The 16,888-nt window shown below is 71.6% G+C and carries 16 protein-coding genes and 1 riboswitch; of the genes, 9 read left to right on the top strand and 7 right to left on the bottom strand.

The window, feature by feature from the left end:
- Positions 1-71: 71 nt before the first annotated feature.
- Positions 72-1,100, top strand: a complete 1,029-nt coding sequence (locus ACZ7LS_RS00925; RefSeq protein ID WP_382528552.1) for a 6-phosphofructokinase — start codon at positions 72-74, stop codon at positions 1,098-1,100.
- 489 nt (positions 1,101-1,589) lie between these two features.
- Here the strand turns inward: ACZ7LS_RS00925 and ACZ7LS_RS00920 are convergent, their stop codons facing one another.
- Positions 1,590-3,500 carry an anthranilate synthase family protein gene (locus tag ACZ7LS_RS00920; protein ID WP_385135109.1) on the bottom strand — a complete coding sequence of 637 codons (1,911 nt, stop codon included), beginning with the start codon at positions 3,498-3,500 and terminating at the stop codon, positions 1,590-1,592.
- 292 nt (positions 3,501-3,792) lie between these two features.
- On the opposite strand from ACZ7LS_RS00920, the gene ACZ7LS_RS00915 reads away from it, so the two are divergent.
- Together ACZ7LS_RS00915 and ACZ7LS_RS00910 are read left to right on the top strand one after the other, a co-directional pair.
- Positions 3,793-5,145 (top strand): class II 3-deoxy-7-phosphoheptulonate synthase, encoded by a 1,353-nt coding sequence (locus tag ACZ7LS_RS00915; protein WP_382528548.1) that lies wholly within the window; start codon positions 3,793-3,795, stop codon positions 5,143-5,145.
- A 160-nt stretch (positions 5,146-5,305) separates the two neighbouring features.
- Positions 5,306-5,572, top strand: coding sequence for a (2Fe-2S)-binding protein (locus tag ACZ7LS_RS00910; protein ID WP_382528545.1), 267 nt, complete (start codon positions 5,306-5,308; stop codon positions 5,570-5,572).
- Between the two features lie 32 nt (positions 5,573-5,604).
- Here ACZ7LS_RS00910 and bfr read toward each other — a convergent pair whose 3' ends face one another.
- Positions 5,605-6,084: a bacterioferritin gene (gene bfr / locus ACZ7LS_RS00905; RefSeq protein WP_356507196.1), complete on the bottom strand. Its 480-nt coding sequence runs from the start codon at positions 6,082-6,084 to the stop codon at positions 5,605-5,607.
- A 148-nt stretch (positions 6,085-6,232) separates the two neighbouring features.
- On the opposite strand from bfr, the gene ACZ7LS_RS00900 reads away from it, so the two are divergent.
- Positions 6,233-6,865: a sulfite oxidase-like oxidoreductase gene (locus tag ACZ7LS_RS00900; protein WP_382663962.1), complete on the top strand. Its 633-nt coding sequence runs from the start codon at positions 6,233-6,235 to the stop codon at positions 6,863-6,865.
- 55 nt (positions 6,866-6,920) lie between these two features.
- Here the strand turns inward: ACZ7LS_RS00900 and ACZ7LS_RS00895 are convergent, their stop codons facing one another.
- The 5 genes from ACZ7LS_RS00895 to thiO form a co-directional block, all read right to left on the bottom strand.
- Positions 6,921-7,775, bottom strand: coding sequence for a deoxyribonuclease IV (locus ACZ7LS_RS00895; RefSeq protein ID WP_382528680.1), 855 nt, complete (start codon positions 7,773-7,775; stop codon positions 6,921-6,923).
- A gap of 5 nt (positions 7,776-7,780) precedes the next feature.
- On the bottom strand, positions 7,781-9,697 hold the full coding sequence (pknB, locus tag ACZ7LS_RS00890) for a Stk1 family PASTA domain-containing Ser/Thr kinase (RefSeq protein ID WP_382528539.1): 1,917 nt from the start codon (positions 9,695-9,697) through the stop codon (positions 7,781-7,783).
- A 133-nt stretch (positions 9,698-9,830) separates the two neighbouring features.
- On the bottom strand, positions 9,831-10,628 hold the full coding sequence (locus ACZ7LS_RS00885) for a thiazole synthase (RefSeq protein WP_382528536.1): 798 nt from the start codon (positions 10,626-10,628) through the stop codon (positions 9,831-9,833).
- 3 nt (positions 10,629-10,631) lie between these two features.
- Complete coding sequence (thiS, locus tag ACZ7LS_RS00880; RefSeq protein WP_382528533.1) at positions 10,632-10,832, bottom strand: sulfur carrier protein ThiS; 201 nt, start codon at positions 10,830-10,832, stop codon at positions 10,632-10,634.
- Positions 10,829-12,028 carry a glycine oxidase ThiO gene (gene thiO, locus ACZ7LS_RS00875; protein WP_382663953.1) on the bottom strand — a complete coding sequence of 400 codons (1,200 nt, stop codon included), beginning with the start codon at positions 12,026-12,028 and terminating at the stop codon, positions 10,829-10,831. Before thiO ends, thiS begins: the two co-directional genes overlap by 4 nt.
- A riboswitch (TPP riboswitch) is annotated at positions 12,026-12,139 on the bottom strand. (Overlaps the previous gene by 3 nt.)
- Before the next feature lie 90 nt (positions 12,140-12,229).
- On the opposite strand from thiO, the gene ACZ7LS_RS00870 reads away from it, so the two are divergent.
- From ACZ7LS_RS00870 to ACZ7LS_RS00850, 5 genes are all read left to right on the top strand, one after another.
- Complete coding sequence (locus ACZ7LS_RS00870; protein WP_385135112.1) at positions 12,230-13,459, top strand: NAD(P)/FAD-dependent oxidoreductase; 1,230 nt, start codon at positions 12,230-12,232, stop codon at positions 13,457-13,459.
- A gap of 91 nt (positions 13,460-13,550) precedes the next feature.
- The gene (locus ACZ7LS_RS00865; RefSeq protein ID WP_129769749.1) at positions 13,551-13,916 is read left to right on the top strand and encodes an Rv2175c family DNA-binding protein; all 366 of its coding nucleotides are present in this window, start codon (positions 13,551-13,553) and stop codon (positions 13,914-13,916) included.
- A gap of 102 nt (positions 13,917-14,018) precedes the next feature.
- Entirely contained in the window at positions 14,019-14,729 is a 711-nt protein-coding gene (gene thiE, locus ACZ7LS_RS00860) for a thiamine phosphate synthase (protein WP_385135114.1), read from the top strand.
- A 196-nt stretch (positions 14,730-14,925) separates the two neighbouring features.
- Positions 14,926-15,843, top strand: coding sequence for a methylenetetrahydrofolate reductase [NAD(P)H] (metF, locus tag ACZ7LS_RS00855; protein WP_385135116.1), 918 nt, complete (start codon positions 14,926-14,928; stop codon positions 15,841-15,843).
- A gap of 51 nt (positions 15,844-15,894) precedes the next feature.
- Positions 15,895-16,881 carry a hypothetical protein gene (locus tag ACZ7LS_RS00850; RefSeq protein WP_382663944.1) on the top strand — a complete coding sequence of 329 codons (987 nt, stop codon included), beginning with the start codon at positions 15,895-15,897 and terminating at the stop codon, positions 16,879-16,881.
- Positions 16,882-16,888: the final 7 nt, after the last annotated feature.

Raw genomic sequence — 16,888 nt, 5'->3', positions numbered from 1 at the left:
ATGCCGGAGTGACCTGAGTCACCCTTCCTGTGGCCCGGGTACCCGATCGATGGCGAAGGGGAGTGTTTTCCATGCGCGTCGGAGTACTGACCGGGGGCGGCGACTGTCCCGGGCTCAACGCGGTGATCCGCGGCATCGTACGCAAGGGTGTCCAGGAATACGGCTACGCGTTCACCGGGTTCAGGGACGGCTGGCGAGGGCCGCTGGACGACGACACCCTACGGCTCGACATCCCCGCGGTACGCGGCATCCTGCCCCGCGGCGGCACCATCCTCGGCTCCTCGCGCACCAACCCCCTCAAGGCCGAGGACGGCGTCCGCCGCATCAGGGAGACCCTCGCCGCGCACGGCGTCGAGGCGCTGATCGTGATCGGCGGCGAGGACACCCTCGGGGTGGCGGCGCGGCTCTCCGACAGCCACGGCATCCCCTGCGTCGGCGTGCCCAAGACCATCGACAACGACCTCTCGGCCACGGACTACACCTTCGGCTTCGACACCGCGGTCGGCATCGCCACCGAGGCGATCGACCGGCTGCACACCACCGCCGAATCCCATATGCGCGTCCTGGTCTGCGAGGTGATGGGCCGTCACGCGGGCTGGATAGCCCTGCACTCCGGCCTGGCGGGCGGCGCGAACGTCATCCTCATACCGGAGCAGCGCTTCGACGTCGACCAGGTCTGCGCCTGGGTGACCTCCCGGTTCAAGGCGTCGTACGCCCCGATCGTCGTCGTCGCGGAGGGCGCGATGCCGAAGGACGGCGACCTGGTCCTCAAGGACGGCACACTGGACTCCTTCGGCCATGTCCGGCTGTCGGGCGTCGGCGAATGGCTGGCCAAGGAGATCGAGCGCCGCACGGGCAAGGAGGCCAGGACGACGGTACTCGGCCACGTCCAGCGGGGCGGCACCCCCAGCGCCTTCGACCGCTGGCTGGCCACGCGCTTCGGCCTGCACGCGATCGAGGCGGTACGCGACGGCGACTGGGGCAAGATGGTCGCCCTGCGGGGTACGGACATCGTCCGCGTCCCGATCTCCGAGGCCACGGCCCAGCTCAAGACGGTCCAGCCGGAGCTGTACGACGAGGTGGGGGTCTTCTTCGGCTAGGCCCGCCCACCCTTTTTTTGGGGCTCGGTTCGCCTCCGGGCGCTTTGAGCCCCTGTCGACGGTCGACCGTGCTCGATTCCCTCGTACCTCGGGAACCTCCGCGCGCTCTCCCTTTCGACAGCGGCGCGCCCTTCGGCTCACTCGCCGCCGGAAAGACGGCACCCGGAACGAAATCGGCACCCCACCCCCGACCCCCAGCCGGGCGGCGGGGCAGGCGACCACCGGGGGGAGGGGGTCGGGGGCGGAGGAGGTGCGCGTCCGGACGTAAAGCGTCGCAGCTCGCGCGAAGCGCGGTGAGGAAAGCAGTCCGGACACGGACCTCCGGAGGCCCCGGCCCCCGGCACCACGCCGCACCCCCCGCCGGAGGCGTACCGCCCCCCGCCGGAGGCGTACCGCCCCCCGCCGGAGGCGTACCGCCCCCCGCCGGAGGCGTACCGCCCCCCGCCGGAGGCGTACCGCACCCCCCCGCCGGAGGCGCACCGCCACCACTCAGCCCGCGTCCACGGCCCCCCGCCGGAAGGCCATCGCTCCCGCCAGCAGCTCCGCCACGATCTCCCGCCCGTTCAGCGTCAGCACCGACTCCGGATGGAACTGCACGGACGCGAACCCGTCGCCCCTCAGCGCGTACACCTCACCGCTGTCCGCGTCCCGGCTCACCTCCACCCCGCGCGCCGCCAGTTCCCCCGCCGTCGCGTCGTCGCACCGCGCCGTGAAGCTGTTGTAGAAGCCGGCCGTCTCCGCCCGGCCGAACAGGTCGATCCGGGTCTGCGCGCCCTGGTACGGCACCCGCTTGCGTACCGTCTCCAGCGCCAGTTCCGCCGCGATCAGCTCATGCCCGAGACAGACCCCGAGCAGCCCTCCGCGCCGGTCGCGGACCAGTTCCCCCGCCAGCCCGCGCAGCATCCGCATCCTCGGGGCGGTGGTGTCCGTCGGGTCGCCGGGACCGGGGCCCAGCACCACAGGACCCTCGTGCCCGCGCACGGCGGCGCGCAGATCCGGCTCGTCGAAGCGCCGTACCGTCACCTCAAGACCCGACGACCGCAGCACATGCGCCAGCATCGCGGTGAAGGTGTCCTCGCCGTCGACGACCAGGGCGTGCCCGGTGAGCGTCGCGGACGCGGTCCGCATCCTCAGCCAGAACGGCGCGAGGTCCGCGCGCCGCGCGTCGAGCGCGGCCCTGACCCCCGGGTCGTCGGCGAGCCGCGGGCGCGCGGACTCCTCGCGCGGGCGGCCGGGCCGTACGCCCAGCGCCGCCAGCACCCCCGCCGCCTTGGCGTGGGTCTCGGCGACCTCGCTCTCCGGGCGCGAATGACGTACGAGCGTCGCCCCGACCGGCACCCGCAGCCCGCCGTCGCGGTCGATGTCGGCGGTACGGATCAGGATGGGCGAGTCGAGGGTCTGCGCGCCGCCCGCGTCCCGCCCGATGAGCGCGAGCGCGCCCCCGTAGTAGCCGCGCCCGCCGGCCTCGTGGCGCTCGATGACCCGGCAGGCGTTCCGCACCGGTGAGCCGGTGACCGTCGCCGCGAACATCGTCTCCTTCAGCACCTCGCGCACATCGAGCGACGAACGGCCGCGCAACTCGTACTCGGTGTGCGCGAGATGGGCCATCTCCTTGAGCCGGGGGCCGATCACCACCCCGCCCCGGTCGCCGACGGTGCACATCATCTTCAGCTCCTCGTCGACGACCATGGAGAGCTCCTCCGTCTCCTTGCGGTCGCCCAGGAACTCCAGCAGCGCTGCCGCGGACGGGCCCTCCGGCGGATAGCGGAAGGTCCCGCTGATCGGGTTCATCACGACGGTGCCGCCGCTCATCCGGACATGGACCTCGGGGCTCGCGCCGACCAGGGTGCGGTCACCGGTGTGGACGAGGAACGTCCAGTACGCGCCGCGCTCACCGGTGAGCAGCCGCCGGAAGAAGGCGAGGGCGTCGGCACGCCCGAAGCCGGGGACACGGCCCTGGAAGGTCCGCCGGATGACGAAGTTCGCGCCCTCGCCCCGGCCGATCTCGTCCTCGATCACCCGCCGGACGATCTCCGCGTACCGCTCGTCGTCGATGTCGAACGCGCCGTCCTCGACCCGTACGTCATGGGCGGGCAGCCGGGCGAGGAGTTCCGCGAGCGGCAGTTCGTACGTCTCGTCCGCGACCAGCACGGCCAGCGGCGTCCCGTCGTCCCGTACGTCGAAGCCGCGCTCCCTGATCTGCCGGAACGGCACCAGCGCGAGCGAGGGACCGGCGCCGTCCGGCAGTTCCGCCAGCCGGTCCGCCTCGTGCACGGATCCGATGAGCAGCTCCACGACGTCGTGGTCCCGGCCGGGGGTGCGGCGGCGGAGCAGGGCGAAGGGCGGGCAGTCGTCGTCCAGGAGCCGTGCGACGAGCGTCCGGGGTGTTCTGTCGGGCATCTGCGGTGTTCCTTCCGGATGGAGGGGGAGGAACGGCCGCTTCCGGTCCGACGCCTGGACCTGGAAACACGGAAGGCCGCCCCTCGGGCGGCCTTCGCGATTCGTGGTGCGCGCGTGAATCAGTGGGCCGCCGAGCGAGCGGTCCACCACCAGGTCTGCTGCGAATGCGCGAACATGGGCGGCACCCTAGCACTGCTCCCGGCGAACCTTGCCGGTCGCGGCACGGGCACCGCGCGTTCCACACTGTGAGCGCTGCCTGTACCACAGCGCGCGACCACGTAACCTGGAGCGCGTGACAGTGAATGCTGAGAACCCCGCGGCCCATGTGCCCTCCTGGCAAGATCTTCCCGCTGCCCAGCAGCCGGAGTATCCGGACCAGGGAGCCCTGCGCGAGGTCGTGGCCGAGCTGGAGAGCTATCCTCCGCTCGTCTTCGCGGGTGAGTGCGACCAGCTGCGCGCCCGGCTCGGGGCCGTCGCCAAGGGCGAGGCGTTCCTGCTCCAGGGCGGCGACTGCGCCGAGGCGTTCGACGCCGTCTCCGCGGACCAGATCCGCAACAAGCTGAAGACGCTTCTCCAGATGGGCGCCGTCCTCACCTACGCGGCGTCCGTGCCGGTGGTGAAGGTCGGCCGGATCGCCGGGCAGTACTCGAAGCCGCGCTCCAAGGGCACCGAGACGCGCGACGGCGTGACGCTGCCGACGTACCGGGGCGACTCCGTCAACGGCTTCGACTTCAACGAGAAGGCCCGGATCCCGGACCCCGAGCGGCTCAAGCGGATGTACCACGCGTCCGCCGCCACGCTCAATCTGGTCCGCGCCTTCACCACCGGCGGCTACGCCGATCTGCGCCAGGTGCACGCCTGGAACCAGGACTTCGTGAAGTCGTCCCCGTCGGGCCAGCGTTACGAGCAGCTCGCCCGCGAGATCGACAACGCGCTGAACTTCATGAAGGCCGCGGGCACCGACCCGGCGGAGTTCCGTACCGTCGAGTTCTACTCCTCGCACGAGGCGCTGCTGCTGGCCTACGAGTCGGCGCTGACCCGGGTCGACTCCCGCACCGGCCGGCTCTACGACGTCTCCGGCCACATGGTCTGGATCGGTGAGCGCACCCGCCAGCTCGACGGCGCGCACATCGAGTTCGCCTCGAAGATCAACAACCCGATCGGGATCAAGCTCGGCCCGACGACGACGGTCGACGAGGCGCTCACCTACATCGACCGGCTCGACCCCGACCGCGAGCCCGGCCGGCTGACCTTCATCGTCCGGATGGGCGCCGACAAGGTCAGGGACAAGCTCCCCGAGCTGGTCGAGAAGGTCACGGCGTCCGGCGCCACGGTGGCATGGGTGACCGACCCGATGCACGGCAACACCTTCGAGGCGGCCTCCGGTCACAAGACGCGCCGCTTCGACGATGTGCTCGACGAGGTCAAGGGCTTCTTCGAGGTCCACAAGGGCCTCGGCACGCACCCGGGCGGCATCCATGTGGAGCTGACCGGCGACGACGTCACCGAGTGCGTGGGCGGCGGCGACGAGATCTTCGTCGACGATCTGCACCAGCGCTACGAGACGGCCTGCGACCCGCGGCTCAACCGCAGCCAGTCGCTCGACCTGGCGTTCCTGGTCGCCGAGATGTACCGCGACCAGTAGGGACACGGGGCGAGGGCCCGCATACCACGATGGGGTACGGATCGATGTGATCCGTACCCCATCGGTGTTTCCCCGGCTTTTGTCCGGCGGGGACGGCAGGTAAGGTTAGGTTGGCCTCACCGGGATCCCGGGGTGGCCCGACCAGCGACCCCTCCGGGAGGTGACCCGCGTGTACGTCTGCTCGTGCTTCGGCATCACCGAGACACAGGTGAGGGAACACGCGGCCGCCGGGGCGTGCACCCCCCGCCAGATAGCGTCGGCCAGCAAGGCCGGCACCGACTGCGGTTCGTGCGTACGCCGTATCCAGTCCCTTCTCGGCCGAGGCGGCTGCCCGCGCCGTGAGCTGCTCGACCAGGGCGCCCCCGCGCTCGCGGGGCTCGACGCACCGGAGGGCATGGCCCCGCCCGCGCTCCGGGAAGCCGCTTAGGCCCCGTCGGCAGCCGTTGACTCCGGCGGCCCTCAGCTGTCGGGCTGCTCGATCTGCTGGGAGATATAGAGCGGCTCGCCGAGCTTCTCGATCAGCTCCAGCTGGGTTTCGAGATAGTCGATGTGATGTTCCTCGTCCTTGAGGATCGATTCGAAGATCCCCTTCGACGTGTGGTCGGCCTTGTTCCGCATGACTTCGATTCCGCGCTTCAGCCGGTCGATGGCCTCGACCTCGACCTCCCGGTCCGCCTCGAACATCTCGGTGACGGTCTGCCCGACCCGTACATGGAAGAGCCGCTGGTAGTTCGGCAGCCCCTCCAGAAAGAGCAGCCGGTCGGTGAGCAGCTCGGCGTGCCTCATCTCGTCGAACGACTCGGCCCGGGTGTATTTCGCGAGCTTGGTCCACCCGTTGTTCTCCTGCATTTTGCTGTGCAGGAAGTATTGATTGATGGCGGTCAGTTCGGCGGTCAGCTGCTCATTGAGGAATTCGATGACCTCGGGGTCGCCCTGCATCGCAGAGGCTCCTTCCAGGGGTGTGACGGTGCGCGCATCCTCGCACCGTCACCGGGGACCGTCCAGTAAGTACATGCTTAGTATGGATTGCCCGATTGTGATCGGGCCTGGTCATGACCACCCTTCGCGGTCTGTCACCATGGAAGGCATGGGTCAGCCGGAAAGCCGGGAACGTCAGGAGCCGGAACAGTCCGCGCTACCACCGGGGCAGCGTCTGCAGCGCGGCTGGCCGGTGACCCACTACGGGCCCGTACCGAAATTCCGGCAGGAACGCTGGGAGTTCCGGGTCTTCGGAGCCACCGCCGACGGCGACAAGCACTGCTGGAATCATGAGGAGTTCTCGGCGCTTCCGTTCTCCACGGTCGTGGGTGATCTGCACTGCGTCACGAAGTTCAGCATGGTGGGGGCCGAATGGGGCGGCGTCCCCGCCCGTACGATCGCGGAACTGGCACCGCCCGCGCCGAACGCCACGCATGTCATGGTCTGGGCCGAGTACGGCTTCAGCTCCAATCTGCGGCTCGCCGACTTTCTCTCGGACCGCACGATATTCGCCACCCATAAGGACGGTGAATTGCTCACCGCCGAGCACGGTTTCCCCGTACGGCTCGTCGTACCGCAGCTGTACGCCTGGAAAGGGCCCAAGTGGGTCCGGGGCGTGGAGTACATGACCGCCGACCGCCGCGGCTTCTGGGAGGAGCGCGGCTATCACAATGTCGGCGATCCCTGGACCGAGCAGCGCTACTCCTATCAGGAAGTCCCCGGGGACGGCCCCGAGCTGTAGGGCGTGTTCCGGAGGTCCCGCTTGGCGACGCCGCTTCGCGGGCACGGCCCGGCGGTCAGCCGTCGCGCAGCTTCTTCAGCCGTGCCACGTCCGCCGCGTGCCCCTCCTTGCCGCCCGGTGTCTCGATCACCAGCGGAACGTTCTCGGTCGCCGGATGCGCGAACAGCTCACGGAACGGTTCCTCGCCGATATGTCCCGCGCCGATGTTCTCGTGACGGTCCTTGTGCGCACCCGCCACATCCTTGGAGTCATTGGCGTGGATCAGCTTGAGCCGCCCCTCGCCCACCGTGTCCACCAGCAGGTCCAGCGTCTGCCGCATCCCGTGCGGTCCCGCGAGATCGTGCCCGGCCGCGAAGATATGGCAGGTGTCCAGACAGACGCCCAGCTTGGGGTGGGCGTCGAGCGCCTCGAAGTACGGGCCGAAGTCCCACGTCCTGGAACAGAGCGAGAAACCCTGCCCCGCAGTCGACTCCAGCAGCAGAAACGGATCGTCGTCATGGGTCAGCTCGTCGAGGAGCGGCAGCATCCGCTCCCGTACCTGCGCGAGCGCCACCTCGCGGGGCCGTCCGCCGGTCGCCGAGCCTGTGTGCACGACCACGCCCAGCGCACCGATCTCCCGGCCCCGGCGCAGGCTGTGCCGCAGCGACTCCACCGACTTCTCGGCGGTCGCCTCCGTGTGCGAACCGAAGTTGATCAGATAGGGCGCGTGCACATACGCCGGGATCCCCTCCTCCGCGCACAGCGCGCGGAACCGCTCGTCCTGCGCCGGATTGCCCGGGGGAGTCGCCCAGCCGCGCGGATTGGCCACGAACACCTGGACGGTCTCGGCGTCCAGCTCACGCGCGTAGGCCAGGCCGGCCGAGGCGAGGCCGCCGGCCACGGGAACATGGCCGCCGACGGGATTGCGCAGCACTCCTAGAGCCCCTTGGTCGTGATGGTGATGGTGCTGCCCTCGGGGGCCTTCTGGCCGCCCTCGACCGACTGGCTTCCCACGGTCTTGCCCAGGAAGGGGAAGCCCCGGTCCACGGAGACCTCGAAACCCGCCTCCTCCAGCAGCTTCGTGGCCTCGTCGGTCGTCCTGCCGGTCACATCGGGTACGGAGATCATCCGGGGCCCCTGGGAGACCGTCAGCGTGACCGTATCGCCCCGGGCCAGCTGGGCACCCTCGGCCGCGGACTGCCGGGCGACCGACCCCGCGTCCTCGGGGGAGTTCACCCGCCCGGCCGCGACCTTCACCTTGAGTCCCTGGTCCGCCAGCTCCTCGGTGGCGTCCTGAACCGACTCGCCGGTCACATCGGGGACGTCGACCGGGCTGCCCTTGCTCACCACGAGCGCGACCCCGGAATCGGGCCGTACCTCGCTCCCGGACGCCGGGGCCGAACTGATCACGGTGCCCTGCTGGATGTTGTCGTCGAACTCCCGGGTGACGACCCCGGCCGCCAGCCCCACCTTCTTCAGCGCCCGCCGCGCCTCGCCCAGCGGCATGCTCTCCAGGTCCGGGACCTTCACGATCTCCGGGCCGCGCGAGATCACGACGGTCACCGCGCCGTTGCCGCGGATACGCGCGCGGGGCGCGGGATCGCTGCCCATGACCGTGCCGCGGCCGAAGGAGTCGCTGAAGTCCTTGGTGACCTTCACCTCAAGGCCCGCGTCCGAGAGCCGCTTCCTGGCCTCCTGCTCGCTCTGGCCGAGCAGCGAGGGGACCCGCGTGAACTGTCCGGAATTGATGTACCAGACGCCGGTACCGATACCGAGCACCAGCAGGACGGCGACCACCGCCGCGACGACACCCCGGCGGGGCATGGCCAGGCGGCGGCCCGGCGCGTCCGACGGGGGCGCCATCTCCAGCCGGCTCGTACGGTTCGGCGTCTCGTCCTCCGCGGGCTCGACGGGCCGGATGCGCGGGATCACCGCCGTACGGTTGTCGGCACCGGCCCCGCCCTCCGGCTCGGGCCTGGCACGCGGCGGTACGGCGTCCAGCTGCGCGTCGGTCAGCGCGGCCCGCGCCTCCCGCGTCAGCGCGAGCAGCGCCACCGCGTCGGCGGGCCGCGCCTCGGGGTTGCGGGCGGTCGCCGCCGCGACCAGCTCGTCCAGCTCCACGGCCAGCCCCGGCACGGCGGCCGACGGCGCGGGCACGTCCTCGTTCAGATGCCGGTAGAGCACCTGCGCGGGGGTGTCGCCGCCGTGCGGCTTCGCACCGGTCAGCATCTCGTGGAGGACGACCCCGCAGGCGTACACATCGACGCGGGTGTCGGACGCGCCGTGCTCGATCTGCTCCGGCGCCAGATACGACACCGTGCCGAGGACGCTCCCGGTGGTGTTCGTGACATCGCCCACGGCCCGCACGAGCCCGAAGTCGGCGACCTTGACCCGGCCGTCGTCCCCTATCAGCACGTTCTCCGGCTTCATGTCCCGGTGCACGAACCCCGCCCGGTGCGCGGCCCCCAGCGCGGCGAGCACCGGCTCCAGGATGTCCAGCGCGGCCCGGGGGCGCAGCGCCCCGCGCTCCCTTACGACATCGCGCAGCGTGCACCCCGCGACGTACTCCATCGCCAGATAGACGTAGGCGCCCTCGGCGCCCTGGTCGAAGACCGCGACGACATTGGGATGCGACAGCCGGGCCACCGACTTGGCCTCGCGGATGAAGCGCTCCACGAAGGTGACGTCGGCGGCGAGGGCGGGATGCATCACCTTGAGCGCGAGGACCCGGTCGAGCCGGATGTCGACGGCCCGGTAGACCGTGGCCATACCGCCGACGGCGATCCGCGCGTCCACGCGGTAGCGGCCGTCGAGCACGTGCCCGACGATGGGGTCCTTGAGGGTCGTATCCACGCCCCCGAGTCTACGAGCCGCGGTGCGGGGCCGGCGGGGGCCTTGTCCGGGGTGCCGTCGTCCTTGGCTGGGGCCGGTGGCCGGGTGCGTTTCGGCCGGGGCCGGTTTCCGGTGCGGGTTGTCGCCAGGTGGCCTACGAGAACATCGGCCTCTCCGGGTCCAGCGCCGCCACCCCCTCCACCGGCGAGGACGCCCACGCGATCCGCCGCCTCGGCATCCGTCCCGCCCGCCACGCCAGCCGGCCCGCCGACACCGCGTGCCGCATCGCCTCCGCCATCAGCACCGGCTCCCGCGCCCGCGTCACCGCCGACGCCAGCATCACCGCCGCGCACCCCAGCTCCATCGCCAGCGCCGCGTCCGACGCCGTCCCCGCGCCCGCGTCCAGGATCACCGGCACCCCCGCCCGCTCCACGATCAGCTCGAAGTTGTGCGGATTGCGGATACCGAGGCCCGAGCCGATCGGTGAGCCGAGCGGCATGATCGCCGCGCACCCCACGTCCTCCAGCTTCGCCGCGAGCACCGGATCGTCGTTGGTGTACGGCAGGACCGTGAAGCCGTCGTCGACCAGCGTCTCCGCCGCGTCGAGCAGCTCGATGGGGTCGGGCAGCAGCGTGCGCTCGTCCGCGACCACCTCCAGCTTGATCCAGTCCGTGCCGAGCGCCTCGCGGGCCAGACGCGCCGTGAGCACCGCCTCCCCCGCGGTGAAGCAGCCCGCAGTGTTGGGCAGCGCGCGGATGCCGAGCGAGTCGAGTACGGACAGGACCGAGCCGTGCACGGTGGGGTCGAGGCGGCGCATCGCGACCGTGGTGAGTTCGGTGCCCGAGGCGGCCAGGGACCGTTCCAGCACGTCCAGGCTGGGCGCGCCGCCCGTGCCCATGATCAGCCGGGAGGCGAACGTGGTGGAGCCGATGGTCAGCGGGTCGTCGGCCATGGTTCAGCCTCCCTGGACCGCGGTGAGGACCTCGACGCGGTCGCCGTCGTTGAGCGGTGTGCCGGACCAGCGGGTGCGCGGGATCACCGTCTCGTTGACGGCCGCGGCGACCCCCGAGGGCGCGGGCGTGAGCGTGGCGACCACGACGTCGAGGGTGGTGGCGGGCGCGAGCTCGCGGGGCTCGCCGTTCACGGAGATGTTCATACGGTCTGCTCCTGACGGACGGACACGACGGGCGAGGGGCGCGAGGCGAACCGCGACGGGGAGAAGGCACGGGCCTCCGGGGGCAGTTCGCCGGTCGTCAGCACCGTGGCCATCACATCGCCCGTGACGGGTGTGAGCAGAACCCCGTTGCGGTAGTGGCCGGTGGCCAGGGACAGCCCCGGCAGCGCGGTGGGCCCGAGCAGCGGCGCGTTGTCCGGTGAGCCGGGGCGCAGCCCGGCGAGGGCTTCGGTGAGCGGCAGTTCCGTGATGCCGGGGACGAGTTCGTGCGCGTCCCGCAGCAGTTGGTACACCCCGCCCGCCGTGACCGTGGTGTCCCAGCCCAGTTCCTCGCTGGTGGCGCCGACGACCAGTTCGCCGTTCTCGCGCGGCACCAGATAGACCTGGCTGCCGCGCACCGAGGCCCGCAGCGTCCTGGAGAGGAAGGGCGCGTACGTACGGGGCACGGTCAGCCGCAGGACCTGGCCCTTGACGGGCCGTACCGGCGGCAGGACATCGGCCGGTACGCCCCCGAGCCGGCCGCTGAGGCTGCCGCCCGCCAGCACCACCTGGTCCGCGGTGAGCGCGCTGCCGTCGGCCAGGACGGCGCCGGCGGCCCGGTCGCGTACGACGGAGAGCCGGTCGGCGTGGGCGCGGTGGACGACCACTCCGGCCCGTTCGCACGCGGTCAGCAGGGCCGCCGCCAGCCGGCGGGGATCGATCTGGTGGTCGTCGTCGACGCGCAGACCGCCGCGTACGCCCGGTGCGAGCATCGGCTCCAGGCGCCGGCACTCACGGCCCGTGAGCCACTGGGACGTCAGCCCCGAACGGCGCTGGAAGGCGTGCAGTTCGCGCAGCTGGGCGCGGTCGTCGGTGTCGAGGGCGACGGCGAGGGTGCCGCACGTCCGGTAGCCGGTGTCCTGCCCGCTCGCCGCCTCCAGTTCGGCGACGAAGCCCGGGTAGCGCGCGGCGGAGGCGAGGTTGAGGCCGAGCAACGTCTCCTCGCCGTAGTGGAGTTCGGTGACGGCCGCGAGCATCCCCGCCGCGACCCGCGCCGCGCCGCCGCCGGGATCGGGGTCGGTGACGGCGGTACGCAACCCGCGCTGCGCCGCCCGCCAGGCGGTGACCAGGCCGATGATCCCGCCCCCGATGACGAGGACGTCGGAGCCCGTACCTGCTTCTTCACGGGGTGACTGCATGGGCGTCCAGCCCCTCCCTTCGCCGGCATGACCCGGATCAGGTTCGTACGGTCGGAGGCCGCCTCAGCCTCCCTCTCAGCCCGGTGCGTCCGGACTCCCGCGAGGTAGTGTCGGCTGCCAGCCTAACGCCCCGGCCTCCGCGCGGTAAGGGAGCGATGACCATGACGGGGTTGCCGGGGACGGGCTGTCTAAGGTGATCGAGTGAGCGAGAGACAGCAGGAGACAGAACCGGCCGGAGGGCCGAGGGTGGTCGTCGTCGGCGCGGGCATGGCGGGCGTGCAGACCGCGGTGGCCCTGCGGGAGAAGGGCTTCGGCGGCCCGGTCACGGTCCTCGGCGCCGAGCCGCATCCGCCGTACGACCGGCCCCCGCTCTCCAAGGCGGTCCTGCTGGGCAAGGCGGAGAGCCCGGCCTTCGACATCGACTTCGCGGCGCTGTCCGTCCGGCTCAGGCTCGGCCTCGATGTGACCGGACTGCGCCCCGGCGCACGCGAACTGGACACTGCGCGCGGCCCCGTCCCGTACGACGTGCTGGTCATCGCGACCGGCGCGGAACCGATCACCCTGCCGGGCACCGAGTCGCTGCCCGGGGTCCATCTGCTGCGCACGCTGGACGACGCGGAGCGGCTGCGTCCGGTGCTCGGCCGCAGACAGCGGGTCGTGGTCGTCGGCGCGGGCTGGATCGGCGCGGAGTTCACCACGGCCGCCCGGGAGGCGGGCTGCGCCGTGACGGTCGTCGAGGCGGCCGGCCGGCCGCTCGCGGGCGTCCTGCCCGCCGACGTCGCCGCCCCGATGACCGGCTGGTACGCGGAGAGCGGGGCCGAACTGCTGACGGACGCCCGGGTGGCCGGTGTCGAACCGGGCGCGGTGCTCCTCGCGGACGGCCGGCGGCTGGACGCGGACGCGGTGGTCGTGGGCATCGGCGCGCGGCCCGCGACGGGCTGGCTGGCCGGATCGGGGATGGAGCTGGGCCCGGACGGCGCCATCGTGGCGGACGAGCGGCTGCGGACCTCGCTGCCGGGGGTGTACGCGGTGGGTGACTGCGCCTCGTTCCCCTCGGCCCGTTACGGAGAGCGACTGCTCGTCCACCACTGGGACAACGCGCTCCAGGGGCCGCGCACGGTCGCCGCGCAGGTGGCCGGCGAGAGCGACGCGGTCTACGACCCCGTGCCGTACTTCTGGTCCGAGCAGTTCGGCCGCTTCGTGCAGTACGCGGGCCACCACGCGGACGGCGACACCCTGGTCGCGCGCGGCGATCCCGCCGGGAGCGCCTGGTCGGTGGTGTGGCTGCGGGACGGGGCGCCGACCGCGCTGCTGGCCGTCGGCAGGCCCCGGGATCTGGCCCAGGGCCGCAAGCTCATCGAGGCGGGCGCGCGGCTGGACCCGGAGCGGACCGCGGACCCGTCCGTACCGCTGCGCAAGGCCGTGCTCTGAGCCCGCGCGGGGTCCCGGCACCGCGGGGGCGGCGGCCCGATTGGGGCTTCTCGGCTACCGTCTGTCAGTCCGGGATGGCACGCTTGTCCTTGTGACCGAGATTGACGCAAAGATCGATGCTCTCGTCCCCGCCTGGCTTCACCTGCCCGACATCGCGGAAAAGCTCGACGTCGAGGTGACGCGCGTGCGGCAGTTGGTGAAGGAAGGCCAGCTGATCGCGGTGCGCCGCGGCGAGAACAGGACGCTCCAGGTGCCCGCCGCCTTCATCGACGGCAACAAGGTGGTCAAGGGCCTCGCCGGCACCCTGACGCTTCTGAGGGACGACAGTTTCACCGACGAAGAGATGCTTGAGTGGCTCTTCACCCCCGACCCCAGCCTGCCGGGTACGCCCGCGCAGGCGCTCAGTGAGAATCGCGGCACGGAGGTGAAGCGCCGGGCCCAGGCGCTCGCCGTCTGACGACATCGCCATCCGCGGTGCGCGGCGGCCCCGTGCGACCGTCCGCCGGTCGTACGTCGGCCGCCGCGCACCGCCGACCCAACATCCACGGGGGGATCTTCCATGTCCACGGCTTCCGCGTCCACGGCTTCCGCGTCCGCGGCTTCCCGGTGCGCGCCTTCCGCCTCCGCGCCTTCCGCGTCGCTGTCCGACGCCCGGCTCTATCTGTGCACGGACGCCCGTAAGCGGCAGGGGGATCTCGCCGAGTTCCTCGACGCCGTGCTCGCGTCGGGCGTGGACATCGTGCAGCTGCGCGACAAGGACATGGAGGCGGCCGAGGAGCTGGAGCACCTCCAGGTCTTCGCGGACGCCTGCCGCAGGCACGGCCGGCTGCTCGCCGTGAACGACCGCGCCGATGTGGCCCATGCCATCGGGTCCGACGTGCTCCATCTGGGACAGGGCGATCTGCCCGTCCCGGCCGCGCGCGCGATCCTCGGGGACAGGCCGCTGATCGGCCGTTCCACCCACGCGGAGGCCGAGGTGGACGCGGCGGTCGCCGAGCCCGGCGTGGACTACTTCTGTACGGGCCCCTGCTGGCCCACTCCCACCAAGCCGGGCCGCCACGCGCCGGGGCTCGATCTGGTGCGGTACGCCGCGTCCCGCGCCACGGACCGTCCGTGGTTCGCGATCGGCGGGATCGACGCGGCCCGGCTCGACGAGGTGCTGGACGCCGGTGCGCGCAGGGTCGTCGTCGTACGGGCGATCACCGAGGCCGACGACCCGGCGGCGGCGGCCGCGGCCCTGGCGAAGCGCGTGCGGGACCGTGCCGTATGACGGGCATGAACGCGTATGGCGGGGGTGGCGGGCATGGCGGCGGCGCGGTGCCCGGGTGACGGGAGCGCGTCGTACGGATGACGGGAGTGCGGCCCGTGGGAGCGTGCCGTACGGGAGTGCGGCCACTTAACCGGCAAACCGGGCAAAAATCCCTCGTCCGGTTGGGGGACCGCCCCACCCTCGATAGCCTGCACATATGGCCCTAGGCACAGCTTCGACCAGATCGGATCACGCGCTGACCGTGCGTGATCTGCTCGCGACCGGCAAGACTTCGTACTCGTTCGAGTTCTGGGCGCCCAAAACGGAGAAGGGCGAGCGGAACCTCTGGAACGCGTTGCGCCGGATCGAAGCGGTCGCCCCGAGCTTCGTCTCCGTCACCTATGGCGCGGGTGGCTCCACCCGCGCGGGCACGGTCAGGGCCACGGAGCGGATCGCCGCCGACAGCACGCTCACGCCGGTCGCGCACCTCACGGCCGTCGGCCAGTCCGTCGCCGAACTGCGCAACATGGTCGGGCAGTACGCCGACGCCGGGATCCGCAACATCCTCGCCGTACGCGGCGATCCGCCCGGCGACCCCATGGGCGAGTGGATCAAGCACCCGGACGGGGTGCGCTACGCCGCCGAACTGGTCGCGCTGATCAAGGAGTCCGGGGACTTCTGCGTCGGCGTGGCGGCCTTCCCCGAGATGCATCCGCGGTCCACCGACTGGAACACGGACATCAAGCACTTCGTGGACAAGTGCCGCGCGGGCGCCGATTACGCGATCACACAGATGTTCTTCGACCCCGAGGGCTATCTGCGGCTGCGCGACCACGCCGCCGCGGCCGGTTGCGAGACACCGATCATTCCGGAAATCATGCCCGTCACCAGTGTGAAGATGCTGGAGCGATTGCCGCGGCTCTCCACCGCGGTCTTCCCGCCCGCGCTGAAAGAGCGGATCCTCTCGGTCAGGGAGGATCCCGCCGCTGTACGCTCCATTGGCATCGAGTTCGCGACGGAGTTCTGCGCCGAGCTGCTCTCCGAGGGTGTCCCCGGCTTGCACTTCATCACGCTCAACAACTCCACGGCGACGCTCGAAATCTACGAGAATCTCGGACTGCACGAGCAGTCGTGACCGGCCGTACCCGCCCTGTCCCCGGGCGGTGGGCCCAGGAGAGGGGCGGGCATGGGCTGGACGGTCCTCTACATCGCATTCGGCATCGTGGCCCTGTGGCTGCTCGGTGAGGTGCTGCTCCAGTACAAGGCGCGGCTGCGCTGGCGCGTGCTCGCCTTCACCGGGTTCATGGGCGTGGTCCTCGGTGTACTGATCCCTTCCATATTCGTCATCGCGCTGGGCGCGATCGCGTTCGCGGTCGGCCAGACGTATGTGACGCTGTCCTTCCGCCGCGGCTTCTCGACGGGCTGGGCGATAGGCGGCAGTCCGGGCGCCAGCCGCCGCCGCAAGGCCGGGAGCCGGCAGGCGCAGGAGCGCGAGCCCGCTCTTGAGGTCTCCGACCTGGAGTACGAACCGGCGGAGTACGGAACGGCCGCGTACGAGCCGCCCGCGTACGAGCCGGCGGAGCCCCCCGCGCCGGCCGCCGCGGTCTACGAACCGGAGCCGCTGCCCGACGACACCGGGCAGTACGGGATATACGACGACGCGACCCGCGAGGCGCGTCAGCAGCCGCACGCGGGCGCGGGTATGGGCGCGGGCACGGCGGACGGCGCCGGCGCGCACGGGTACGGCGACGGCGGCGGATATGACGCGTATCCGGGGTACGGGCAGCAGCAGCACGCGGGCCAGGACGGCTACGTCCCCCAGGACGCGTACCACTCCGGCCAGGACATGTACCCCGGCCAGGACGCGTACGCGCAGCAGCAGTACGGCTACGACGCCGGGCAGCAGCAGTACGCCGGGTACACCGACCCGTACCCCGGCTCGGCCGACAGCGGCCGGCAGTACGGCTCGTACGACAGCTTCGGCAACCAGCAGCACTACGCCGACCCGTACGCCGACCAGCAGCAGTACGGCGGCGACACCCCGCCCGGCGGCGTGTGGGTCCCGCAGCAGCGCGACCGCGACGGCGAGCAGTTCCCGCCGATACCCCAGGACGAGCCGCACCGGCCGGGCTACCCGGATCCCGACTACAACGAGCAGCGCTACCGCTACTGACGGGCGT

The sequence above is a fragment of the Streptomyces sp. NPDC039430 genome (genome assembly GCF_055639435.1).
The sequence above is the reverse complement of the archived record's forward strand: the minus strand, read 5'-3'. Positions and strand labels throughout refer to the sequence as shown.